Source organism: Spirochaetota bacterium (assembly GCA_040756435.1).
GTDB lineage: Bacteria > Spirochaetota > UBA4802 > UBA4802 > UB4802 > UBA4802.
The window spans coordinates 78871-103133 of sequence record JBFLZD010000002.1 but is presented as its reverse complement, the minus strand read 5'-3'; the positions used below and the strand labels follow the sequence as shown (position 1 = coordinate 103133).

The following is a 24263-nucleotide window of genomic DNA, read 5'->3' as shown; positions in this document are numbered from 1 at the left end:
ATATAATGGATATACAAACTGACAATAGAAAGGTAGATTATGCCTAAAAAAGCATTTCTTATATTAGAGGATGGAACAACATTTGAGGGGACTCAATTTGGTTGGGATGGGGAGGCTTTGGGCGAGGTGGTGTTTAACACCTCAATGAGCGGATATCAGGAAGTTTTGACCGACCCATCATATAACGGGCAGATAGTTGCCATGACTTATCCCATGATTGGCAATTATGGTGTTAATGATGAGGATGTTGAATCCTCGCGTGTTCAGGTTGCAGGGTTTGTGGTTAAAGAATATAGCAAAACATACTCCAATTTCAGAGCCACATGTTCACTTGATGACTATCTGAAAAAATATAAGGTTCCGGGGATTGAAGGTGTTGATACCCGCAAGCTTACCCGCCATATACGCGACAAGGGAGCAATGCGTGCGGGAATTTTCCCAGACAAAGCTGGAGCACTGGAAAAGGTGCTGGCACATCCGCCCATGGCAGGACTTGATTTAACCCGCAATGTCATGTGCCAGAAACCATATACATTTGGAACGCACAGTGAAACAGCACCAACTATTGCAGTATTTGACTTTGGTGTTAAAAACAACATTTTACGGCTGCTTAATGCTGAAGGGTTTAATGTTATTGTATATCCAGGCATCACACCATTGTCTGAGGTATTAAAAAATACCAGCATCAAAGGTGTATTCCTGTCAAATGGTCCCGGGGATCCCGATGCAGTTGAATATGCAAAGCTTTTGGTAGAAGACATTATAAAAACCCGGGTGCCCTGTTTTGGTATATGTTTGGGGCATCAGTTACTGGCGCTTGGTTTGGGAGCAAAGACATATAAGCTAAAATTTGGTCACAGGGGTGGAAATCAGCCGGTAAAAAACGTATTAACACAAAAAGTTGAAATAACCTCGCAGAACCATGGGTTTGCAGTGGACTATGAATCCATGAAAAAGATACCAGATATTGAGATAACACATGTCAACTGTAACGATACCACGGTTGAAGGGTTGCGCCATAAAAAACTACCATTATTTTGTGTACAGTATCATCCAGAAGCAAATCCAGGTCCTCACGATTCACGATACCTTTTTAAAGAATTTTATTCGTTAGTGACACAAAGTTAAGTATAACCTGTTACCGGTTTAATTTCTGTAGCTAAATATAGCGTATAGTTTAAGTATAACTTTTTTAATAAATGGTTGTTGACAAATATTAATGCGTACATAGTATTTTTGATTCCCGCATAATCATAGTATTTCATAGTAGTATTGATTGTTTTTTTATAATTATATACATTATGTATATGTATATAGTTGTGCATAATTTTATACGGAGGAATTTGTGTGAGTGCAAAAGTGCAAAACTGGAATGAAATAACAATACATTCTGATAAAGAGCCTCAACTGACAGAAAATGCCCGTATTGTGCTTGAGAAGAGGTATCTGGCAAAAGACGAGGAAGGCAATGTTATTGAAACACCGCGCCAGATGTTTGAGCGTATTGCAAAATATATAGCCTCGGCTGATTTGTTATATGGAAAAGATGTCAGGCATGTTAATCAGGTAGCAACCACATTTTATGAAATGATGGTTGACCTTTTGTTTATACCAAACAGTCCAACATTAATGAATGCAGGCAGGCCACTGGGCCAGCTTTCGGCGTGTTTTGTTCTGCCTGTTGAAGATTCTATGGATGGCATATTTGATGCAATTAAATACATGGCATTAATACATAAAAGTGGTGGGGGCACAGGTTTTTCTTTTTCCCGGTTAAGACCTAAAAATGATGTGGTGCAGACTACAAAAGGGGTATCCAGCGGTCCTGTATCATTTATGAATATCTTCAATGCTGCTACAGAAACCATCAAGCAGGGTGGCACCCGTCGTGGTGCAAACATGGCAATATTGCATGTTACGCATCCTGATATCATTGAATTTATCCGTGCCAAGGAAAATAATGATGCACTTACCAATTTTAACTGTTCAGTGGCAGTAAGCGATGCTTTCATGAAAGCAGTTGAAAATGATGAAGAATATGATCTTATTAATCCACGAAGTGGCAAGCCAGCAGGAAAGCTTAAAGCACGACAGGTGTTTGAGCTCATTGTGCAAATGGCGTGGAAAAATGGTGAGCCGGGTGTAGTGTTTATTGACAGGATAAATGAAAAGAATGTATTGAAAAAAATTGGCCTTATTGAAAGCACCAACCCTTGTGGTGAACAGCCCCTGTTGCCGTATGAATCATGTAATTTAGGTTCTATTAACCTGTCCCGATGTGTGGCCTATAATGGTGGCGCTGCAGCTATTGATTATGAGTTATTAAAAGATATCACCTATAAAGCGGTGCATTTTCTTGATAATGTTATTGATGTGAATAAATATCCTCTTCCCATGATTGAAGAAAATACCAAAGCAAACCGCAAAATTGGTCTTGGTGTTATGGGTTTTGCTGACATGCTTATAGCACTTGGCGTACCATATAATTCCGAAGCAGCATTGAGCATTGCCAAAAATGTCATGGCAACCATTCAGGAAGCTTCCAAAGAGGCATCACGTGCACTGGCAAAGGAGCGTGGCGCATTTCCAAACTTTCCGCTTTCAGACTATGCTGAAAAAGGTCAGGAGCCACTTCGTAATGCTACTACCACCACAATAGCCCCCACGGGTACCATAAGTATTATAGCTGGTACATCCAGTGGTGTTGAGCCAATATTTGCCCTTGCCTATGTACGCAATGTACTGGATAACAATAAGCTTGTTGAGTCAAATCCGCTGTTTGTGGAATATTGCAAACAAAAGGGTATCTACAGTGACATGCTTATGCAGAAAGTTGCAAAAACAGGTTCAGTAGCACATATCGATGAAATCCCCGATGATATAAAAGCAATCTTTGTTACCGCACATGATATCACACCACAGTGGCATGTACGCATCCAGGCTGCTTTTCAGGAGTTTGTTGACAATGCTGTTTCTAAAACTGTCAATTTCGCCAATTCTGCTACCGTACAGGATATTGAAACCGTGTATACATTAGCGTTTGAACTGGGATGCAAGGGTATAACAGTATACCGTGATGGCTCACGTGAATCACAGGTGTTGCAGGTTGAAAAAGAAAAGCCAGTAGAACGACCGGTATTGAAAATACAGCCGCGTCCACGCAAAGAAGTTACCTGGGGTAAAACATTAAAGATGAATACCGGCTGTGGATCATTGTATGTCACCATTAACGAAGATGAACATGGCTTATTTGAGGTCTTTGCCACCATGGGGAAAGCCGGTGGTTGCGCTGCAAGTCAGGCTGAGGCAGTAAGCAGGTTAATCTCGCTATCGCTTCGTTCGGGGATTGAGCCACAGCAAATTATTAAGCAGCTTAAAGGTGTGCGGTGTCCAAACCAGGCGTGGGTTAAGGGGGGCAGGATTTATTCCTGTGCTGATGCTATAGCAAAAGCCATGGAGCGCTATATTAATCCTGATGCGGAACAAAGTGAAAGTGTTGACGACATGCATAAAAACATAGCGGAAACAAACGGTAAGGGAAGCGATACGGTTATGGTGGGTGTGTGCCCTGAATGCCATGGCCCACTGGAATTTGAAGGGGGCTGTTCGGTATGTCGCATGTGTGGTTTTTCACGTTGCGGGTAATGGTGCATGTTTCAGGTGTATTTTACTACTGACCTTGATAGTGAATTGAGCAATAAGCTTGAAGAGCATGCACAGAGTATTTCTATATTATATGACAGGAAAGCTGTAATTGCACTTTTCAATTCTGAGGAAGAAATCCCTGCATTTGCGCGCGATTATATTCTTTCCATACAAACACTTGATGAAGAAGTCTGGAAATACCGCTATCTTGATTCTTTCAATGGCATAGCAGTCACGCCTTCGGTGTTTATTTATCCAGCTACAAAAGGGGTATGCGATAGTTCCTATAAATATACTATTGCCATCAATCCCAAGGATGCATTTGGCGATGGAACCCATCCCACCACACGCATGTGCATTCAGGCACTTGAGTCAATTACAGAAACTATCGCCGCAGAAAAACGTTCGTTGTTTTCACTATGTGATATTGGGACTGGTACCGGCATTATTGCCATACTGGCAGAGCTTTTTGGGTTTGGTACTATTGATGCATTTGATATTGAACCGCTGGCAATACAGCGTGCACAGGAAAATGCGGGTTATAATGGGTGTAACAAAATTAATTTTTTTGTTTCTGATATTGCAAAAGTGAAAAGTGGCACTCAATACAAAATTGTTGCTGCAAATCTACTGTCGGATATTATTGAAAAAAACGCTTCTGCAATTGTGTCTTTAGTTGAAGAAGGTGGAACGTTAATAGCCAGTGGCATACATGATAAATGGGCAAAAGGGATTATTGCATTGCTACAAAAATATTGTACCCTTGTTGATACTAACATCATGGACCAATGGCATTGCCTGGTCTTTAAAAAGTAAACGTGATAGTGCATACTAATGAATACTTGTGAAGAAATATACCCTGGAATTTTTAAAGTAGTTCAGTCAAGGACACGCAGAATTGCTCCCCCTGTCAATGTATATATCATTCCCGGTGAGGATGGTTTAATCTTTGATGCTGGTTATGGGGATGATACATCAATACGCCTGATGGGTGAAGCCATTACCTATATACAGAACCGTAATAACAATTGGCGAATATCGCGAGTATTGCCAAGCCACACGCATCCTGATCATTTTTCAGGATTGCACCAATTGAAGAATCGTTACGGGCTTGAAGTCATGCTTACCGGTCAGATGGCCAGTATTTTATCAAATAAATATACATACAGAAATTCTTATAGATTGAGCACATTGCAAAAGTACCGATACTCAACAATAATGGAGCGCATATCTGAACTGCCACTTCAGATTGTTTTCAGAACCATGTATAAAAAAGTGTATGGTATTGCGTTCCTGCAATCACATGACACTACGGTAAGGCCAGGAGAAATTATTTCAATAAATGGTTATACCTTTACTATCATACATGGGCCTGGTCATTGCAATGACCATATCATGTTATATGATAAAAAGGAAGGTGTACTGTTTGCTGGTGACAATATTCTACGAAGCATTTATACCTGGCTTGGTCCGCCTCGTTCCAACCTGCAGGAATATTATAATACTCTTGAAGCGTGCCTGCGATTGTCCAATTTAAAACTGGTATTAAGCGCTCACGGCAGCCCTATTCTGAATCCTAAAGAAAGAATAAAAGAAATTATAGAATATCGCAAACTGCGTACCAGGCAGGTGTACTCCATTGTTGCAAATGAAACACAGGGAATAACATTTTACAGGCTTTTAAATAGTATATATCCCCGCTCTTTGGAACGAAGATGGTTGGCAAAAGGGTGGATTATTGTTACTCTTGAGTACCTGGTGAATAACAATATCCTGAAATTTGAGGGCAAAAAAATAAAGCTGGGAGATAACGACATTAATACAGTATAAAAAATTTCCCCCGGGATAGTGACAAAAACTATCGCCCCCTATTAGTATTGCTTGGCTGTCAAAAGCTTTTTTCCCGTTAAGAATTCAAAAGCATCTTTTGCAGTTTGTTCGGGGATCTCTTCCATTGGTATATGTCCTGCTCCCTGGTACACCTTAAAGACAGCATGAGGAAGATCTTTTTGCCATTTTGGGAATTCGGTTGTATATGGTATCCATATATCTTTGGTTCCCCACATTACCATGATAGGGCACTGTATATCAGTAAGGCCTTTTGAAAGATCTTTTCTTTTGGAATAGTCTTTCATGACCATAAAGACATCTATCCATGCACTTCTATTTCCTTCTTTTTGCGATAGTTCAAAATATCGGTCCACTATGGCATCAGTAACTTTGCTCTGATCTCCATATACTTCATGTACAGCTTTATTGATAAAATAACGTGGCATGCCAATTCGTGCAAATGGTCGGACAAATATATTTGTGGAAAATTTTAAGAGCCAGGGCATTTCCTGGGGATACCCAACAGAGTCAATCAAGATAAGTTTTTCAACTTTATCAGGATGCGCAACTGCAAACTTCCAGGCAATAAAGCCCCCCAGTGAATTCCCCGCAATAGAAAGTTTCTTAATGCCCATGTGTTCAATTGCTTTGTTTAGCAACTCAACACTATATTCGGGCGTATAGTTTTTAGATGGTATTTGCCCTGATAATCCAAAGCCGGGTATATCAAATCGGATAATTCTGAAATGGTCATTCAATATTTCTACCCATCCATCCCATGTATGTAATGATGCGCAGACACCATGGATGAGCAATAAAACAGGACCATCTTTTTTGCCTTCATCTCTGATGTGTATGAGTGTATCATCAATAAGGATAAAGCGGGAAGCATCATTTGCATATTTTGGCTTGAGTTGGTCAAGGGGAATATTTCGCATGCCAAGGGATGAACAGCCTGTCATTATAGCAATCATCATAACCAATAGAATGCCACGTATAACAGAAAACATATAATACCTCCAAAAAATACAGTGGTTTTATTATTGAATGATACATGCAAAATTAGTTTTGAAGTTGAAAACAAGTACAGGTATGATAAATACTGACAAGTCGGTTTATTTGTCAAGTAAGATTCACTTTTAACCGGATTGAGTAGTAAAACAATGCCGGAGCAAAGGGATATGGGGTTCACTGTACGGGATTTTAAAGAAAAAGGTTAAGATTAAGAAAAAGAACTCTTTATTTTGGTTGCCGAAAATTTTCATTTTGTATGATGTACTATACCTTATACATTTTTGTGATAGATAAAGTACAGTACACAAACTATAATTTAGTTGTATAGTGAATTCTGCATAGTATAAATCCAGTTGTGTTGATATCACCAGGTTTAAAAATGATAAAAATTTTTATGTCACTAATAAAAAATTTTTCTTAATGCTTGACTTTTTATTTAAAGAATATTTCATTATATAGTGAAGAGTAAGTTTTAGGTTATTTACAACTCTAAATTCTTACTGTTCTAGCCGCAAGTAATCTTGCGGAAAGTCAGTTTGGTACAAGATGTACCACAAAAAAGGGTAATGTTTATCCAGAAAAGAAAGAGGGTGAAATTCCCGAAATTTCATCCTCTTTCTTTTTTGTACATAGGAGAATTTATGAAATCTGTTTTTTTAGATGTTCCCTTGTGGGCACAATATAATAGATTAAAACTGCTTTCTATTATTTGAATAATTCCGGAAGAAAAGAGTTTTTAGAGATGCCCATAAACTATAAAAAGACTGTATAATTTTATGGAAGAATGTATTGTTACAGTAAAAGTCATACCTAAATCATCTAAGAACAGTGTACAGCTTGAAAACGGTGTTTTACGCGTACACCTGAATGCTCCACCAGTGGATGGCAAAGCCAATAAAGCATTGGTTGAACTATTAGCGGAAATGGTACATGTACCCAAATCATCTATTGAAATTGTCCGCGGTGAAAAAGGACGTAATAAGCAGATAAAAATTAAAGGTTTAAATGAAAGTATTTTTAAAAAACGACTTGAAGAATATACTAAAAATGACAAATGATTTTGAAGGATAATATCATGAAAAAAAATATAGTATACTTTTTTTGTATGCTTGCTTTAATCCTGTTGCATGCATGTTCATCTGATAGTGAAAATATAAAAAAGGAAGGTTGCATCAATAAAAATACTTTGCGTATTGTGGTGTTATTAACCAAAAACTCCTTGCCTGCAGGTAAATTGAATAATGATACTATATCAAAAGAAGCAGTGAAAGTTGCAGACGAACGTTGCAAAACAATTATTAGCAATGCAGTGGCCATTAATAAAAAGCAGTTTGTTCAATCTGACAATCATGTAGTGTCATGGAAGCTTGTGCTTGTTGAAAAAAGAAATGATGGCTATATGGTTATAGTGGATTATACTCTGGATGATGAGGTAGCATCTTTGTTGCAATGCAGGTAATGTTGGTTTATGCAGTTTAAAACTTTGACCACACAAGACAATACCATAACCATAGTTGATGAAACCTATAATGAAGCAATGCATTCACTTTCCGGTGCATATCATGAAGCGCTGTATATGCATGTTATTCCTTCAAGGGTGCTTTCAAAAAAGGGGCAGATATATGTACTTGATATTGGATTTGGTCTGGGCTATAATGTGCTTGCTCTTTGTGCTGAAGCACTGAAACAAAACCATACGGTGTTTTATACCATCATTTCACTTGAAAAAAATACTGATATACTGTCTGCAATGGAATTTGTTCGCTTTAATGATGAAAGAGATGCAATCTATGATCTATTGAAAAAGTCAGCACGGGGTGAAAAAGTAATCACGGATTATTTCAGCCATAGTGTGCTGTATGGGGATGCCCGACAGTTACTGGGGATTTTGCCTGTGAATTACTTTGACGCTGTGTTTCATGATCCATTTTCTCCAGCAAAGAATCCTGAGTTGTGGACAGTGGATTTTTTTCAGAAGCTTTTCCCCCTTTGCAGGGATGAATGTATTGTTACAACATATTCTGCTGCAGTGCATATACGAACTGCAATGAAAAAAGCAGGTTTTATTGTAGGCAAAGGACCGGAGGTAGGCAGAAAAAAAGAAGGAACTATCGCCACTAAAAAAAATGCGCACATTGTGCCGTTTGATGACACCTACTGGGTATATTTAGAAACAAATCCTAAAGCCATACCATTTACCGATACAACGTTATGCGAAACACCAGAAGAAATACGAATGCGCCGAAAGCTTCACATCGCTGCGTTTAAAAAAGGTCTTCAAGCTCCTTTATAACTGAGGTTTGATTTTGTTTTTTTTCTTCCTGTGATACTGTACCAGTATCATATTTTTGTTGGCCAATACCCATTGGTGCCTCGCCCTCTTTAAATTCAATATCGCCTGCCAAATCCCCTTCAGAAAGCCGGTATGAAAGTGCACAGGCATAAAAGTAAGCTAAATGTATTGCTTCATACACCTTTTTGTTTTGTAACAGCTGAACTGCTTCAACATTGACATCAAACTCAAGAAAGTCCTGTGGATTTTCAATAATTTTATTATCTTCGTCCATATCATGAATCAAAACATCAAGTTCGGTAGCAATCTTGTCCATGATGGCTTTTGTTATCATGCGCATATTTCTTGATTCAACTTTTTTCTTTTTTTCAAGCTGTGTTAAGCGTTTTGTATATTCAATATACTGTGCATTGTTTATTGGCTTTTCGGCGCGTATGCGCTCGTAGGTTTCAAGAACATGCTTGTATTCTTCAAAGCTTTCAGTTACCTTGCGCAGTTCATTATAGCAATCGGTTAACCTGTTTTTGTAATCTACTTTACCTGCATCGGTGAACTGTATATTATATTTTATTTTATTTGTAGTAAGTATAATGGAAAATTCATCATCAAATTTTTTAAAAAGGGCATAGGTAATAATAGCTTTGTCGGCAGGATTTGCCTGTACATACGAATCCTTAGAAAATAGTGCTGCTATATCACTGGTACTTATATTCATGAGTGAAAGCCCTTTTGCAATGTGTTGGGGAATTTCTGAACGTTCTTGCTGTTCTTCCTGTGTTTGTTGTTCTTCTTCTTTTTCAGCAGGCTTTACTCCTTTACGTTTACCAGGCAAATCGCTATCATTTATTTGTAAGATAGTTTGGATATAAGGGCTTGTTATATCAATATAGACATTATAGTAATGGCAGAAGAGGATATGAAGCCGTGGTAAAAATTTGTAAAATGTAATATACAGACTATTGCGAATATATTTCCTCTTTTCATACAATGCTGATTTTTGATTTTCTACTGATGCCTGTATTTCTAATGCATTGCGGTACGCTAATTCAATTAATTCGATGTACGGATAAAGGATGTAGAGGCTTTTATACATGGGCATGAGATAGTTTTTTAATTTTTGCACCTGTACCATATCACTTGATTGTTGCAGAGCTTCAATCTCATTAAATCGTGTTCTGTCAAAAATATTTGAAATCATCACAATAAGTTCGTAATAAAGGGGGTTTATCTGATCTAATTTGGCTATAACCTGCTTGTTGTACTGTGGATTGAAGATGTGATAATACTGTACCTGAAATTGTAGAAGGGCTGTTTTATATGTATGGATAAGGTTATCCATAAAACGAGGTTTACAGTACTCAGCAGAAAGTGAAGTAACTCCAAGAAAGAATAAGCGAAGGCGAATAAGTAACCTGGAAAGCTTTTTTTGCAGCCAGGTTTCAAAAATTTCATCTGTTTGAATTTTTTGCTGCTTTGATTCTTTGGGTGGTGTTTTTGGTTGTGATTGCCGTACTATTCTGGAAGCAGGTTTTATTGATTTACTGCTCCTGGTGGTTGGCTTTTCACGCTCCTGAATAACCTTACCTCCCGCCTGCACAAATTTTTCAAACATTTGCTTGCGGGTTTTATCATCCAGTTCATCAACTTTGATGTTTTCTTTTGTTTTATCTATCTTTTTCATTGCAATACTCTTAAATTAAATATACGGATACTATGTGATGTATGTCAACAATATTATATGGTGAAAATAACTTGAAAAATTTTGTATACATATTTCAATTGTGAACAAGGGTGGTGAAGGATTATGGTTACATTTCAGGTACAGACAACACGGAAAGAAGAATTTATTGATATCACTGCAAAGGTAGCAGATGCGGTAGTAAAAGAGAATGTAAAAAGCGGGTTATGCTGTGTGTATATTCCTCATACCACTGCAGCAGTAACCATAAATGAAAATGCAGACCCTACGGTCCCGAAAGACATTCTTATGGGACTATCGCACCTTAAATTTGAATCATTGCATTTTGCCCATTTAGAAGGCAATTCACCAGCCCATATAAAGTCATCTGTTATAGGATGCTCCATCGTTATACTTATTGAAAACAATCGTTTACAACTGGGTACCTGGCAGGGAATATTTTTCTGCGAATTTGATGGTCCCCGTACACGAAAGGTCATGGTCCAGTGTGTTGGAACATAACAGTGTAATTTTTTGTTTTTAACTAATTTTGCACTACACTATATCTATGGATAGTAAATGGCATTCTGCTTTTTGTAGCTATATGCTATGCATGCTGCAGATTTCTCATGAACTATCGTAAAAAAACAGTACGTTGAGGTGCATGATGAATTATTTTACAGGAACTGAAGATTATGTTATTTCTCCGGAACTCAAAGATAATGTAAATGTGTCAATAGCTCTGGGACGCCCGTTGCTGGTAAAAGGTGAACCGGGCACAGGCAAAACATTGCTGGCGCATTCTATTGCAAAAGGACTGGGTAAAAGGCTTTTGGTATGGAATATTAAATCAACAACAAAAGCTCAGGAAGGACTTTATGTCTATGATACGGTGCAGCGTTTGAATGATGCCCGATTTGGTGATAAGGATGTTAGTAATATTAAGCAGTATATTAAATTAGGTAAGTTAGGCGAAGCATTTGCATCAGAAGACCAGGTAGTCCTTTTAATTGATGAAATTGACAAAGCTGATATTGAATTTCCCAATGACCTGTTACATGAGCTTGACATTATGAATTTTTACATACCTGAAACAGGGGAAACAATAACAGCAAAACATCGCCCCATTGTTATTATTACATCTAACAGTGAAAAAGAGTTGCCTGATCCATTTTTACGAAGATGTGTATTCCATTACATTGCTTTTCCTGATGAAGAGCTTATGGAAAAGATTGTGAGGGTGCATTTCCCCACTATTGAAAAGAAGCTTTTGCGCGAATGTTTAAAAAAATTTTACTGGATACGGCAGTTTGATATGTTGCGAAAAAAACCATCTACCAGCGAACTTGTTGACTGGATTCAGGCGCTTATGGTTGGTGGCGTGCCCATTAAAAAGATAGAAGATGAATTGCCCTTTATTGGTACTCTTTTGAAGAAGAAGGAAGACATTGATGTGGTTGTTAATTCAGGAAAAACACACTATGCATATAACAGCAGTATAAGGACACGCGATGTTTATTAATTTTTTCTTCAATCTAAAAGCACAGGGTGTGCCCGTATCAATTCATGAGTGGATTGCACTGCATGAAGCGCTGGCTTTAAATCTGAATGATACAAGCTTAACTAAATTCTATTATATGGCACGGGCTATCCTTGTAAAAAATGAAGTGTTTTACGATAGATATGATATTGCATTCCTTGATACATTCAAGGATGTTGAAACAACTGATGAATTACTAGAAAAGATTTTGGAAGGATTAAAAAAAGTTAAGGAATTGCACCTCACTGAAGAGGAAAAGCTTCAGATTGAAAAGCTGAATTTAGATGAGATTCTGAGAAATTTTGAAGAGCAGTTGCGCCAGGGGCATTACAAAAATCATGTTGGCGGTAATAAAGCTATTGGTACCGGTGGCCGTTCCACGCAAGGTGCCTGGGGGTATAACCCTGCGGGCATCAGGATTGGGCAGGGAGTTTCCCGTAACAAAAGTGCAGTGCAGATAGCTGAAAAGCGGGAGTTTAAGAATTACTCTAATCAGGTGGTTCTTGATACACGGCAGATGCGGGTGGCATTATCACATCTGCGTTCGCTCCTGCCTATAGGCCCTGAAGAGAAGTTGGACGTTGAACAGACCGTTGATGCTACCAGCCGCAATGCAGGCGAGTTAGAGCTTGTTTGGAAAAAAAAGGAAAAAAAAGCTTCAAAGCTTATTTTACTCATGGACGTTGGTGGTTCAATGACGCCGTATGCGCGTTTAGTTGAGCGCCTTTTTTCCGCTGCATCATCACAGATAAGCAAGTTAAAATATTATTATTTCCATAACTGTGTGTATCAGGACCTGTGGAAAGATATTGAACGTTCCGAATCAATCAGTACAGCCGATTTTTTAAAGAATGCTGATAAGGATTATAAACTCATCATTGTTGGTGATGCTGAAATGGCTCCTTCAGAGCTTACCTGGGTAAACGGAGCTATTGATTATTGGTATCACAATGATATACCAGGAATTGTGTGGCTGCAACGATTGCGGGAAACATTCAAGCATTCAATATGGCTTAATCCAATCCCTAAACGCTCATGGGATTATATACAGACAACCCGCATGATTAAGAATATATTCCCCATGTTTGAGCTTACCTTAGAAGGGCTTGATGAGGGAATCAAACAACTGGTATCAGGAAAAGCTTTGCAAAAAGTTGTATGAGATATAGTGCTCTCTATGCCCCCAAATTTTAAAAGTGGGTATATAAAGTACTGGTATTACCGTAATGTTTTCTGAAGTTCTAATTTTGCTACAGCTCTTTCACGGTATTCCCGGGCTTTCTGATGGTCAGGGTCAATTAAAAGCACTTTATCCCATTCAGCAATTGCTGCTTCAAAATTATCCTGTTCGTAGTATGTTACCCCATTATTATAGTAGGTGTTAATATTACCTTCCAGTTTTGATTTGATGGTTGATAGATAATTTGTGGTATTGCGATAACCTGGTTCTTCATTGTCAACCCTTTTAAATAACCGATAGGCTGTTATAAGATCACCCTTACGATATGCCTTTTCACCATTGGCATACATTTCATTGAGATTCTCCATTCTATTAATATCTTTAAGGATATTCCTTGCTTTTTCATCCCATGGATTTAGTTTGAGTGCCTTGTTACAATATGTTTTTGCTGTATCAAACGTATTCTTTTTACGAGCCTCTTCAGCTTTTGAAGTGTATGGATAAGAAGCATTATCCAGCTGGTTTTTAATTCGTGTTTTTAACGTTGCAAGCTCAAGGCTGTCAGGATTGTACAATTCTGCTCTGCTGGCGCTGGTGTATGCTGCAATATATTGCTTTTTATCAAATTGTTTTTTAGCAGTAGTATAATATTGGTCATATTTTTTCTGAGCAAATTTAGAGCTGCGGATGCTTTCAATTTGGTTTTTTACATCTTTATAATCAGGGTCTCGTTTTTGGGCTTCAAGAAACTGCAACAGTGCATTTTCCAGATCACCTTTACGCTTATAATTAATACCAGCATCATAATATTTTTGGGCACGTTTCTGCAAGGCTTCTGTGGTAATAATTAAATACTGGCGTGCTCCTGTATGTTCGGGGTCAATGGAAAGCACTGTTTCAAAACGTTCCTTAGCCTGTGCATAATTCCCTTTTTTATACAGTTGTATGCCTTCATAGTAATTCTCATTCATCTTTTTCTTTTGTTGTTGATATATCGTAGCACATCCTGAACTCGCGAGTACTAGAACGAGTAATAAAAGTGAAAAAATTCTTTTTGTTATTAAATTCCCCATATCATTATTGCTCCTTTGTTATGGTATAAGAAAAAAAATTATATATTGTATACCTGCTTATTAAGTTTGATTCATGAGATGTATACTCTATAAATATTAATCAAAATAGATAATAATTCAAATATTTTTATATTGACAATGAATGTTTTGAATGTTTTATCAAATCACATGAAGTTAGGTGAAAGGTCAGAATTTTTTATTTTTTGATGGAGATAATTATTTACTAATGGAAAACGGCAATTGTGTTGTTCAGGTACGGGATATTGTTAAGACATTTACCATGAAGAAAGGTGCTTTTGGGAAGAAATCTATTGTTAAAGCAGTTGATAGAGTTAGTTTATCTATCATTGAGGGAACCACCTATGGGCTTGTGGGTGAAAGTGGATGTGGGAAAACAACGCTGGCACGTACATTGCTTCGCCTCATTGAACCTGACAGTGGGGAGATAGATATTTTAAATACACCATTGCATACATTGTCAAAAGATGATTTACGTAGATTTAGAAAAAATATGCAGATAGTATTCCAGGATCCGTATGGTTCGCTTAATCCACGTATGACTGTAGAAAAGATTGTATCTGAATCTCTGCGCATTCATGAAAACTTATCAAAAGAGGAAGTAAAAGAAAAAACGTATAATCTTTTGCAAATGGTTGGCCTTGATGCAGGGCATGCTTCACGCTACCCTCATGAATTCAGTGGAGGACAACGACAGCGTATTTGTATTGCTCGGGCTCTGGCATTGAGTCCTTCATTTGTGGTTCTAGATGAACCTATATCAGCTCTTGATGTATCAATACAGGGGCAGATATTAAATTTGCTTAATGATTTGCAGCAAACATTAGGAGTGGCATATCTCTTTGTTGCTCATAATTTAGCAGTGGTAAAACATATAAGTACCAGGGTTGGGGTTATGTATTTAGGTAAAATTGTTGAAGAAAATATTTCAGACAACCTGTATAAAAAACCAATGCATCCATATACCCGTAGTTTAATTGCTTCAATCCCCGATATACAACCTTCTAAACATTCATTTTCTGTTGTTAAGGGAGAGATCCCTTCACCTGAAAATCCCCCAAAAGGGTGCCATTTCCATCCTCGGTGCCAATACGCAATGCCTGTATGCAGGGAAGCATATCCTGCAACAGTGACTGTGAATGGAGCAAAGGTAGCATGTTTTCTTTACCATTGAAGACTGCAATGTTGGTATTACTATCCTGTAGCTTTTGTTTTGCTTCAGATGAATTGACGGGAACTATCGCACAAAATCCAATATATACTATTTATGAAAAGGATGGAGTACTTTTTTGCACAGGCAATACTGAAGCAGCCCTGCATAATAATAAAGGTGCTGATAAGCTTGTAGCAAATGATCTGGAAGGGGCCATAGATATATTTAAGGAGGGTTTGAAACATGCTCCCCTTTTTTATCCTTTTTTATATAATTGTGGTGTTGCGTGTATGCGGAAAAGAGAATATGATGCTGCCCGTATATACCTGGAAAAGGCAATGCATATTGTGCCTGAAAATCCAAAGATATATATTGTAATGGGTGAGCTGTATGCATTAACTGGTAGAGAAGGTGATGCGCTTATCTTGTTCAGAAAAGCTCTGCAGATTAACCGCAAAGAGCTTCAAGCAATAATTAAAATAGGGAATATTTATGTTGAACGAAATCAGTTAGAATTGGCTGTAACATTTTTTGATGCCGCTTTAAAAATTAATCCACAGTATCCTGATGCAGTAATAGGGTATGCAAAGATTCATTTTAAAAAAGGTGAATATTATAAAGCACTTATATGGCTAAAATCAATAGATGTGACAAAAGCGGATTATGACAAGGCGTATCATTACTATTTTGCCGAAAGCTCCTTTAAATTGAAAGATTATAAAACTGCATATGAGCAGTATGAAAAATTATTGAAGTTTAAAAATGATGTTTTTTTTCTTACCCATTCATATACGCTGATAGAACATAAAATGAATCTTTCGCGTCAGTTTGCCGAATTGGAACATGTAGAATAGTATAGTATCTGTTGCTATTTTTAGCTTGTAGTTATTATTATACTGTTGGGATTGATTTTATTCATAGTAAAATTGGATTGGGATTGCGTAGCTTTGCTTGCAATGACTTAAAGGGTTTGGATTGATATTACTTCATAGTGAAATTAGATATTTCCAGAAATATTTTTCTTTGTAAATTTTCAAGCATTTTGGAAACCTGTGTGTTGAGCTCTCTATCAGTGCTTCTTTTTTGTATATATTTATTAATTTCATTGATTTCGCTCCGCAAAATGCCGTTTACTCTTTCAAGGGTAGCAAGATAATCTGCAGAGCCCTGAGATTGTATGTGAAGTTTTCTTTTTTTTATTTCTTCAAGCAACTCATGTTCCTTTTCTTTTTTTGTCTTTTCGTTCAGGATAATCTGGTCAAGAGCCTTATGGGCTTCAACAAGCGAATTCTTTTTATTGGATAAATAAAACAGTGGAATATGTGAATGAGTGGCAAATATATGCGGCAGGGGATTACAGGTAAATTCTTCACGTATTGCAGAATAAAGATTTTCATCTATGATGGCGTAGTTATACAGAATGTCATGGGTGTATCGTGCATCAGATACTATAATAATATCCTGCCCTGATTGCATTACCCTGGCATTGTAGGATTGAATAATTGCTTTAAATGGTGTGTTTGAAGTGTCATTATACTTCTGTATACTTTGTACAATGGCTATAAGAGCATCAGCAACATTCAAAGGATTATTAGAATATACTGTAATTAATCCCGGTAATAGTGCATGGATAGTAAGGTTGTTTCTTTTGCAGTGATCCAGGATAAGGGATTGTATAGTATTGAGTTTGGTCACAAGCTTTTCAAGCAAAACTTGATTTGTATCTTCATATGTTTTTATTGTAATAATAAAGAAATCACTTAAAGTATCAATTTTGCCTGGTTTGATTGTTAATGAAGTTTGTGCCTGAGAAATATCAATCCCATTCTTTCTGTACATATTACCAATAAAATTGACGATGTCTTCAGAAATTTCAGCGGGTAGATTCTGTAATATTGATATTGTTTCATGAGCAATTGCATATTCTTCTTTTAATAATGATAGTAGAAAATATGAAAATTCAGGTGTATTGTAATTATGAAATATATACAGCATTTCTGTCTGGATGTCCCTGTTTTTTATAATGAGCATTTCTTTAATATATTTTGCAACATCCTTATTGTTGAGTTGTAATAATATTGCGATTGCATATATGCGAATGCGAATCCCTGATTCTTTCAAACAATCCAGGAGAAACTGTGACAATGCCCTTTTATTGAAATCCCTTAAGCGGGGTATTATGCTGCTAATTGATTGTAGTATTGTTTCCTTTAAAGAAATTTCATTTGTTTCACTAAAAAGTGTTATAAGCCATTCCATCTCTTTTTCATCGCCGCAGTGACCAATAGTAAGTATTGCGGATTGCTTAATGGCTATATCATTGTATGTCAGTACAATATTTTTAAGGATTTCAGATGAATTTTTGTATTGTGTAGTTTCATCCTGTAACAGGAGATGTAAGGCTGTAACCATTACTTCAGGGTCTAGATTTGTTGTATTCTTCAAAAGTTCAAAAAGAATAGAAGCTGCCTGCTGGTCTGTATAGCGTCCAAGGTATTTGAGTGAAAAAAGCTGGTCATTACGGTCGCCTGATAATAACATTAATTCCAATTCCCCAAGCATATAGGGGTACTTCATGGTGGATAATGTTTGTATGCATGCATCAAATAGTTTTTCATCACGATACTTTTTTAGATAATTGTAGATTTTTACAAGGAGGGTTGCAGCCGATTGAATATTTAATCTGGCTATTATAGTACATAATCTAACAATTCGCTCCTGTAAAAATCGTTTTTCAAAGTCAATCGTTTCTAATCGCGAGGCAGTAATTTCTCTGCTTTTGGGATCTCTATCATAGAGCATTTCAACTAATGATGTAAATGGATTACGGATAGAGCTGTCGATGAAAGGAAGATACGTGCTTAAAAGAGTGATGATTTTTTGTATATCATCATTTTTTTCATGTCTGAGATAATGAATAATTCTGTTTAAAATTTGTGGAGAAAATTTTAATAGTATAAAATTCCTTACCTCCCTGAAGATTTCGGGGTAGTTTTTTTCTTCTACATCTGATATCATGTAATTTTTCCTATAAAGTTCAAAGAAAGAATCCAGGGTGACAGTAAAATAATTGAAAAGTTTATCTTTTAATAAAGTACTGCTTCTGTCGTTTTGAAATGATTCAAAATAGTTTATTATGGTATCAACAATTATTGTATTATGATGAGACGATACAGTGCCATATGAAATAAGTGCCCTGATTAACGGTTCAGGATCCCGTAAGAACATGATATTATGCTGGAGTAAAAGAAGGAGTTCTTCTTTTTCATTTTCATTTTGGCCACTCAGTATTTTTAGAACATAATCATTGGTTTCTCTATGTTTAGATGTAATAAGAGCGTTCAAACATGAAATCTTTACCTTTGTTGAAAATTCATCAAATTGTGGCAGCATCTTGGATAAAAAGACCCTGAGTTCAATAATAAGATTTTCTTCATTTGATGAATCTGGTGCTTCTTTTTTTTGGGTAATACAATAGTCACTCATAAATGCAATTGCATCAAAAATTCCTAAAAGTGTATATTCATTCTGATTGATCAATGAACTCAGAACATGAATATCATTGAAAATTGATAATGTTCGTATTGCATAATACCGGATCACCTCATGGGTTCCAGTATCATTAATAATGCTTTTTAATGTGGTAAGGAGAGAGTTGTCAGGATGCCGTAATATTCTTAATGTTTCCAGGCACTGAATTACTATGGTATAGTTTGATTCTTTATTGAAATTATCCAAAATATAATTATTAAAAAGCTCTACCGTCTGGCTATTTCCATATGTTGCCAGATAAATGCAAATCTGGATCTTTTCATCATCGGTTATTGAGTGCTGGAATAAAGCATGGAAAAGGTCAGTGAATCCTGGCAGTAGATAGCTTGTTATTGTACGTATTGCACTGAAGCGAATCGCTGGCTCTGCAGATAATTCTGCGCAAAGTATAGTATGTGCAATATCACTTTTTGATTGTGCAATAAATGGGTGAAGGCATATACGTAGGTACGGTGTAAATTTAAGATTTTTAGTAATTTCCAGTTTAATTGATTGCAAAATATCACGTTCCATAAAGTACCTTATATACAGTGATTTATTGTAGGTAAAATATATACAAGTATGGCGTAGTATGTAAATCAGAATTTTTCCTGCAGAGAATGTAAAGTTAAAAAAAAGCTTGAAATTGTAAGCACATGATACTATATTGATTAATTGAGGTAGTTGGTTTTCTGCTTTATTGTTAAAGATTGTGTGTAAAGCGGGTGGCAAAAGCCACTCTTTTTTTTAGTCAATTTTATGGGCACATCTAAAAACTGCTTTCATCATTACAGATGTAATAAAAAGAAAGCGGTTTTATCCTATTTATATTGTTTTATATTGTGCCCTCAAGGGAACATCCCAAAAAACTGTTTTTAGAAGTTCCCTTATATATCTATAAACATGAGCAGTATAATGAAACTCAATGAAAACCTTGAATTAATAATTAACAGTGTGGCTCACGACCTTGGCTACACTATATATGACAGTGTTCTTGTTTTGCACGGGAAAACACCGCGCATTACTGTTAAGATTGACCACATTAATGGCATATCGCATCTTGATTGTGAAAAATTTAGCAAGGAGTTATCCCATCGTATAGATGAAAGGCAGGTGCTTGATGACTATATTATTGAAATATCTTCACCGGGAATAAAGCGAGAACTCAGAACTATTGAAGATTTTCAACGATTTACAGGAGCACCTGTTAAGGGTATTTACCAGGAGGGGGATACCAGGAAAACATTCAAAGGCACGCTCACAAGGATAGATGGGGAGATAGTAACTATTGGTGAAACCAATAAGGTATTGACCTTTTCTTATGCCCAAATTATAAAAGCAAATTTAGATTATTAAAAGGTGAACAGTATGAGTGGAAACTTTTTTGAAGCACTGCATCAGATTGCTACTGAAAAAGGAATAACCCGTGAAATGATTGAGGAGATAGTTCAGTCAGCGATGCTGTCTGCATATAAAAAACAATATGGCATCACCAAACCTGTAGATATTACCTTTGACAGGGAAAAAAATACCGTAAAGATTATTTCACGAAAAATGGTGGTACGGGTGCCTAAAAATCATGCTGAAGAAATATCGCTGGAAGAAGCCCAAAAGATTAAACCAGATGTAAAGTTTGGCGATGAGGTCATAGTAGAAGAAAATCCGCTTGAAACATTTGGACGCATAGCTGCACAAACAGCAAAACAGGTTATTTTGCAAAAGATTAAAGAGGCAGAGAAAAACATTGTTTATGATGAGTATAAAGATAAAGTAAATGAATTAATAAATGGTTATGTCCAGCGTAAAACAAAAGAAGCACTGTATATTGATCTTGGAAAAACTGAAGGTATCATACCTGCACGTGAGCAGTCGCCGCTTGAACATTATAAAATTGGCGATAGAGTTAAAGCCATAGTACTGAGTGTACAAAAAAATAGCAAGGGTCCCAGTGTGGTACTATCGCGTGCACACCCAAAATTTGTTGAAAAACTTTTTGAAATGGAAATCCCCGAAATATATGATGGAATAGTAAAAATTGTAAATATTGTACGGGAGCCGGGAATGCGTACCAAGGTTGCTGTAACCAGTGACAGGGATGACATTGATAGCGTGGGTGCATGTGTTGGAATGAAAGGTGTGCGGATTCAATCAATCGTCCGTGAGCTTGAAGGGGAAAAGATCGATGTTATAGAATATTCACCAAATAAAAAGGTAATGGCTTCAAATGCATTGACTCCCGCAAAAGTTAAAGAAATTATTGAAACCAGGGATGGCGGGGTGATAGCTGTTGTGGACAATGATCAGTACAGGCTTGCTATTGGTAAAAACGGTCATAATGCACGGCTGGCAGCCAAATTATGTGGGTTCAATATTGATATTAAAACCGAGGATCAGTATCGTGAATTCTTAAGTTCTAGTGAATCACGTGCATTGGTTGAGCAGCTATTTGCAACAACATCAGAAGGTGAAACACCGCTGGAAGAATTGCCAGGTCTTGATGCCCGAACCATTGCTTTGCTTGAGGCAGGTGGAATTTTCTCTGTTGAGGATCTGGTTGAAAAATCTGTAGAAGATCTGATGAACATTGATGGCATTGGTGAAAAGACAGCTCAAAAGATAATAAATATAATACAAGAATATGTTGACTTTGAAGAAGAAGATTACGAAGATGAACAGGAAGATAAGCAAGAATAGTATACATGGTGTCATTTAAACGGGAGGGACAGTCTATTATTCATATGGGCAGGGTTTGTGGGTAGCTCTGTTCTGTTTATGGCATACGTACAGGCTAATAATTTAATCAAATAGGGATTTGTTAATGAAAGCTATCGATGTAGCAACAAAAAATCATGTTTCAACAGATGATGTTATAAAAATCTGTAAGGATCTTGGCATCCCCTGTACAGATGAACAATCTGAACTGGCAAATGACGATGTGTTTCTTATAGAAAAGAAGATTCAGATAATAAAAGAACAGAGAGCCCAGGAAGCAAAGAAACTTATTCAGCAGGCAGAATTAAAGAAGAAAATAAAACTGAAAAGAAAAGTTCACGTAGCTAAAGAGTTAAAAAAAGAAGCTGAAGCAAAAGAAGACGAAGCAATTGAAGAAGTTGTTGAACATAAAGAGGATTTAAAAGAGACTGCTCCAAAACAGCGCGCAGAAACGGGAGCAGGGGAAAAAGAAAAGCAGGAAAAAAAAGAACGATTTGATAAAAAAGAAAGACATGGGAAGCCTAAGGACAGGTTCCCCAGAAAGGATTTCAGGAAAGATGAAAGGCAAAGGCCAAAGACTGAAGAAAAGGAACAGAGATCTGAAAGGCAGCATGCTCCAACAGTAGTTGAAAAAAGAGATGTTCCGGTTATTGATAAAGAAGTTGTGGATTTGCAGAAACGGCAGAAAGACAAGGGAAAAGCCAAGGAAAAAGATAAGGAAAAAGATAAACGCTTCTTAAAAAAAGAAAAGGAAGAACTGGAAGAAAAATTATTACTCTTGAAGCGAAAAAAGGAATCACAGCCCCGGGAAGCTGTTGCTCCAAAAGAAATAGAGATTACCGAGACAATTACCGTTGGAGATCTTGCCAAAAAGATGAATATAAAAGCCAGTGAAGTAATTGCCAAGCTTATGTCAATGGGTGTTATGGCCACAATCAATCAGGTCATTGATGCTGATACTGCTTCAATACTGGCAAGTGAATATGGTACTGAAGTAAAAGTGGTCTCATTATATGAAGAAACAGTTATCAAAGTTGATGAAGAGGACAGGCCACAGGATTATGTGCCACGACCACCAATAGTAACTGTTATGGGACATGTAGATCATGGTAAAACAAAATTGCTTGATGCAATACGTGAAACCAATGTTGTAGCAACGGAACATGGAGGTATTACACAGCATATTGGTGCATATAGGGTAAAGGTTGAAGATAAATATGTAACATTTCTTGATACTCCTGGTCATGAAGCATTTACCACAATGCGTGCACGTGGCGCAAGTGTAACCGACATTGTTGTGCTGGTGGTAGCAGCAGATGATGGTGTTATGCCGCAGACCATAGAAGCAATAAATCATGCTAAAGCTGCAAATGTTCCTATTATTGTAGCAATAAATAAAATAGACCTTCCTGAAGCTAACCCAAACAGGGTAAAACAGGAGTTAACCGCATATGAACTTATACCAGAAGAGTGGGGAGGGACAACACTTTTTGCTGAAATAAGTGCAAAACAAAAAATAAACATTCGCGAACTTTTGGAATTAATATTAATTCAGGCAGAAATGCTTGAGCTTAAAGCCAATCCTAAGCTGCGTGCAAAGGGTGTTGTTATTGAATCAAAATTGGACCCTGGCCGGGGGCCCATTGCAACAGTGCTGATTCAGAATGGCACATTGCATGTTGGTGATCCGTTTGTGGTGGGCTTATATTCAGGTAGGGTACGTGCAATGTTTACTGATACCGGTGAACAGGTACAGGAAGCCACTCCTTCAATGCCGGTTGAAGTTCTTGGTATAAGTGGAGTGCCGTCAGCAGGTGATCCGTTCCAGGTAGTTGAATCAGAAAAATATGCACGCCAAATTGCCCAGAAGCGCCAGGAACTGGTGCGGCTTGAAAGTGCACAGAAGATAAAGAAGGTAACGCTGGAAGACCTGAATACCATGATTAAGGAAGGCGAAATCAAAGAACTTAAGATTGTAATTAAAGCAGATGTTGATGGTTCGGTTCAAGCATTACGCGATTCGTTGCAGAAGCTTTCTACAAACGATATTCGTGTTAAAGTAATTCATGCTGCAACAGGTGGGATTAATGAATCGGACGTTATGCTGGCTTCGGCTTCCAATGCTATCATTATAGGATATCAGGTAAGGCCATCGGCAAAGGTTGCCGAGATTGCCGAAAAAGAAAGTGTGTCAATTAAGTATTATAATATCATCTATGATGCCATTAATGACGTCAGGGCAGCCATGGAAGGGATGCTATCTCCTGAAATGAAGGAGGAGATTACATCAACAGGTGAAGTTAAACAGGTTTTCAAAATCAGCAAGGTTGGAACTGTGGCAGGAGCTATTGTGTTAACAGGACGATTGAAGCGAAGCGATAACATCAGGCTAATTCGTGATGGTGTTGTGGTTTATGATGGCAAGCTTAATTCATTGAAACGTTTTAAAAACGATGCAGGTGAGGTTGAAGCAGGTCAGGAATGTGGTTTTACGTTAGAGAATTTCAATGATATCAAAGAAGGCGACAATTTTGAATCATATCAGATAATAGAAATAAAAAAGAAATTAGAGGATTCCTCACGGGGATAAACCAGT

General features: G+C 37.2%; 19 protein-coding genes. 15 read left to right on the top strand and 4 right to left on the bottom strand.

Annotation, left to right across the window (positions count from 1 at the left end; all coding sequences use genetic code 11):
• The first annotated feature begins 39 nt into the window (after window positions 1–39).
• The 4 genes from carA to AB1444_01295 all read left to right on the top strand — a co-directional run bounded on the left by carA (window position 40) and on the right by AB1444_01295 (window position 5475).
• Window positions 40–1128 carry a glutamine-hydrolyzing carbamoyl-phosphate synthase small subunit gene (carA, locus tag AB1444_01310; protein MEW6525287.1) on the top strand — a complete coding sequence of 363 codons (1089 nt, stop codon included), beginning with the start codon at window positions 40–42 and terminating at the stop codon, window positions 1126–1128.
• Window positions 1129–1347: 219 nt separating this feature from the next.
• Window positions 1348–3645, top strand: coding sequence for a vitamin B12-dependent ribonucleotide reductase (locus AB1444_01305; GenBank protein ID MEW6525286.1), 2298 nt, complete (start codon window positions 1348–1350; stop codon window positions 3643–3645).
• 6 nt (window positions 3646–3651) lie between these two features.
• Complete coding sequence (locus tag AB1444_01300; protein ID MEW6525285.1) at window positions 3652–4461, top strand: 50S ribosomal protein L11 methyltransferase; 810 nt, start codon at window positions 3652–3654, stop codon at window positions 4459–4461.
• Between the two features lie 18 nt (window positions 4462–4479).
• Window positions 4480–5475, top strand: a complete 996-nt coding sequence (locus AB1444_01295) for an MBL fold metallo-hydrolase (protein ID MEW6525284.1) — start codon at window positions 4480–4482, stop codon at window positions 5473–5475.
• A 41-nt stretch (window positions 5476–5516) separates the two neighbouring features.
• On the opposite strand, the gene AB1444_01290 is transcribed toward AB1444_01295, so the two are convergent.
• Entirely contained in the window at window positions 5517–6485 is a 969-nt protein-coding gene (locus tag AB1444_01290; protein ID MEW6525283.1) for an alpha/beta hydrolase, read from the bottom strand.
• A gap of 780 nt (window positions 6486–7265) precedes the next feature.
• Between AB1444_01290 and AB1444_01285 the strand changes: the two genes are divergently transcribed.
• From AB1444_01285 to AB1444_01275, 3 genes are read left to right on the top strand one after another with little or no spacing between them, the layout of a single operon-like run.
• Window positions 7266–7547 carry a DUF167 domain-containing protein gene (locus AB1444_01285; GenBank protein MEW6525282.1) on the top strand — a complete coding sequence of 94 codons (282 nt, stop codon included), beginning with the start codon at window positions 7266–7268 and terminating at the stop codon, window positions 7545–7547.
• A gap of 17 nt (window positions 7548–7564) precedes the next feature.
• Window positions 7565–7948, top strand: coding sequence for a hypothetical protein (locus tag AB1444_01280; GenBank protein MEW6525281.1), 384 nt, complete (start codon window positions 7565–7567; stop codon window positions 7946–7948).
• Between the two features lie 9 nt (window positions 7949–7957).
• Window positions 7958–8782, top strand: coding sequence for an MnmC family methyltransferase (locus AB1444_01275; protein MEW6525280.1), 825 nt, complete (start codon window positions 7958–7960; stop codon window positions 8780–8782).
• Here AB1444_01275 and AB1444_01270 read toward each other — a convergent pair.
• Window positions 8754–10463 carry a hypothetical protein gene (locus AB1444_01270; protein ID MEW6525279.1) on the bottom strand — a complete coding sequence of 570 codons (1710 nt, stop codon included), beginning with the start codon at window positions 10461–10463 and terminating at the stop codon, window positions 8754–8756. The genes AB1444_01275 and AB1444_01270 overlap by 29 nt on opposite strands.
• A gap of 123 nt (window positions 10464–10586) precedes the next feature.
• Here AB1444_01270 and AB1444_01265 point away from each other — a divergent pair, with 123 nt between their 5' ends.
• The 3 genes from AB1444_01265 (at window position 10587) to AB1444_01255 (ending at window position 13162) form a co-directional block, all read left to right on the top strand.
• Complete coding sequence (locus AB1444_01265; GenBank protein ID MEW6525278.1) at window positions 10587–10982, top strand: secondary thiamine-phosphate synthase enzyme YjbQ; 396 nt, start codon at window positions 10587–10589, stop codon at window positions 10980–10982.
• 142 nt (window positions 10983–11124) lie between these two features.
• Entirely contained in the window at window positions 11125–11982 is an 858-nt protein-coding gene (locus AB1444_01260; GenBank protein ID MEW6525277.1) for a MoxR family ATPase, read from the top strand.
• Window positions 11972–13162 carry a VWA domain-containing protein gene (locus tag AB1444_01255; protein ID MEW6525276.1) on the top strand — a complete coding sequence of 397 codons (1191 nt, stop codon included), beginning with the start codon at window positions 11972–11974 and terminating at the stop codon, window positions 13160–13162. The genes AB1444_01260 and AB1444_01255 overlap by 11 nt, the downstream gene beginning before the upstream one ends.
• Before the next feature lie 56 nt (window positions 13163–13218).
• Here the strand turns inward: AB1444_01255 and AB1444_01250 are convergent, their stop codons facing one another.
• Window positions 13219–14151 carry a tetratricopeptide repeat protein gene (locus tag AB1444_01250; protein ID MEW6525275.1) on the bottom strand — a complete coding sequence of 311 codons (933 nt, stop codon included), beginning with the start codon at window positions 14149–14151 and terminating at the stop codon, window positions 13219–13221.
• 328 nt (window positions 14152–14479) lie between these two features.
• On the opposite strand from AB1444_01250, the gene AB1444_01245 reads away from it, so the two are divergent.
• Together AB1444_01245 and AB1444_01240 are read left to right on the top strand one after the other, a co-directional pair.
• Window positions 14480–15445 carry an oligopeptide/dipeptide ABC transporter ATP-binding protein gene (locus AB1444_01245; GenBank protein ID MEW6525274.1) on the top strand — a complete coding sequence of 322 codons (966 nt, stop codon included), beginning with the start codon at window positions 14480–14482 and terminating at the stop codon, window positions 15443–15445.
• Window positions 15427–16278 (top strand): tetratricopeptide repeat protein, encoded by an 852-nt coding sequence (locus tag AB1444_01240; GenBank protein ID MEW6525273.1) that lies wholly within the window; start codon window positions 15427–15429, stop codon window positions 16276–16278. The genes AB1444_01245 and AB1444_01240 overlap by 19 nt, the downstream gene beginning before the upstream one ends.
• A 127-nt stretch (window positions 16279–16405) precedes the next feature.
• On the opposite strand, the gene AB1444_01235 is transcribed toward AB1444_01240, so the two are convergent.
• Window positions 16406–19489, bottom strand: a complete 3084-nt coding sequence (locus AB1444_01235) for a hypothetical protein (protein ID MEW6525272.1) — start codon at window positions 19487–19489, stop codon at window positions 16406–16408.
• A 381-nt stretch (window positions 19490–19870) separates the two neighbouring features.
• Here AB1444_01235 and AB1444_01230 point away from each other — a divergent pair, with 381 nt between their 5' ends.
• The 3 genes from AB1444_01230 to infB all read left to right on the top strand — a co-directional run bounded on the left by AB1444_01230 (window position 19871) and on the right by infB (window position 24257).
• Entirely contained in the window at window positions 19871–20311 is a 441-nt protein-coding gene (locus tag AB1444_01230) for a hypothetical protein (protein MEW6525271.1), read from the top strand.
• A gap of 12 nt (window positions 20312–20323) precedes the next feature.
• Window positions 20324–21649, top strand: coding sequence for a transcription termination factor NusA (gene nusA, locus AB1444_01225; GenBank protein ID MEW6525270.1), 1326 nt, complete (start codon window positions 20324–20326; stop codon window positions 21647–21649).
• 124 nt (window positions 21650–21773) lie between these two features.
• Window positions 21774–24257: a translation initiation factor IF-2 gene (gene infB / locus AB1444_01220; GenBank protein MEW6525269.1), complete on the top strand. Its 2484-nt coding sequence runs from the start codon at window positions 21774–21776 to the stop codon at window positions 24255–24257.
• Window positions 24258–24263 lie beyond the last annotated feature (6 nt).

Coding starts and splice junctions, on each gene's coding strand:
- carA (MEW6525287.1), top strand. CDS start 40: ATGCCTAAAAAAGCATTTCTTATATTAGAGGATGGAACAACATTTGAG.
- AB1444_01300 (MEW6525285.1), top strand. CDS start 3,652: ATGTTTCAGGTGTATTTTACTACTGACCTTGATAGTGAATTGAGCAAT.
- AB1444_01295 (MEW6525284.1), top strand. CDS start 4,480: ATGAATACTTGTGAAGAAATATACCCTGGAATTTTTAAAGTAGTTCAG.
- AB1444_01290 (MEW6525283.1), bottom strand. CDS start 6,485: ATGTTTTCTGTTATACGTGGCATTCTATTGGTTATGATGATTGCTATA.
- AB1444_01285 (MEW6525282.1), top strand. CDS start 7,266: ATGGAAGAATGTATTGTTACAGTAAAAGTCATACCTAAATCATCTAAG.
- AB1444_01280 (MEW6525281.1), top strand. CDS start 7,565: ATGAAAAAAAATATAGTATACTTTTTTTGTATGCTTGCTTTAATCCTG.
- AB1444_01275 (MEW6525280.1), top strand. CDS start 7,958: ATGCAGTTTAAAACTTTGACCACACAAGACAATACCATAACCATAGTT.
- AB1444_01270 (MEW6525279.1), bottom strand. CDS start 10,463: ATGAAAAAGATAGATAAAACAAAAGAAAACATCAAAGTTGATGAACTG.
- AB1444_01265 (MEW6525278.1), top strand. CDS start 10,587: ATGGTTACATTTCAGGTACAGACAACACGGAAAGAAGAATTTATTGAT.
- AB1444_01260 (MEW6525277.1), top strand. CDS start 11,125: ATGATGAATTATTTTACAGGAACTGAAGATTATGTTATTTCTCCGGAA.
- AB1444_01255 (MEW6525276.1), top strand. CDS start 11,972: ATGTTTATTAATTTTTTCTTCAATCTAAAAGCACAGGGTGTGCCCGTA.
- AB1444_01250 (MEW6525275.1), bottom strand. CDS start 14,151: ATGAATGAGAATTACTATGAAGGCATACAACTGTATAAAAAAGGGAAT.
- AB1444_01245 (MEW6525274.1), top strand. CDS start 14,480: ATGGAAAACGGCAATTGTGTTGTTCAGGTACGGGATATTGTTAAGACA.
- AB1444_01240 (MEW6525273.1), top strand. CDS start 15,427: ATGTTTTCTTTACCATTGAAGACTGCAATGTTGGTATTACTATCCTGT.
- AB1444_01235 (MEW6525272.1), bottom strand. CDS start 19,489: ATGGAACGTGATATTTTGCAATCAATTAAACTGGAAATTACTAAAAAT.
- AB1444_01230 (MEW6525271.1), top strand. CDS start 19,871: ATGAAACTCAATGAAAACCTTGAATTAATAATTAACAGTGTGGCTCAC.
- nusA (MEW6525270.1), top strand. CDS start 20,324: ATGAGTGGAAACTTTTTTGAAGCACTGCATCAGATTGCTACTGAAAAA.
- infB (MEW6525269.1), top strand. CDS start 21,774: ATGAAAGCTATCGATGTAGCAACAAAAAATCATGTTTCAACAGATGAT.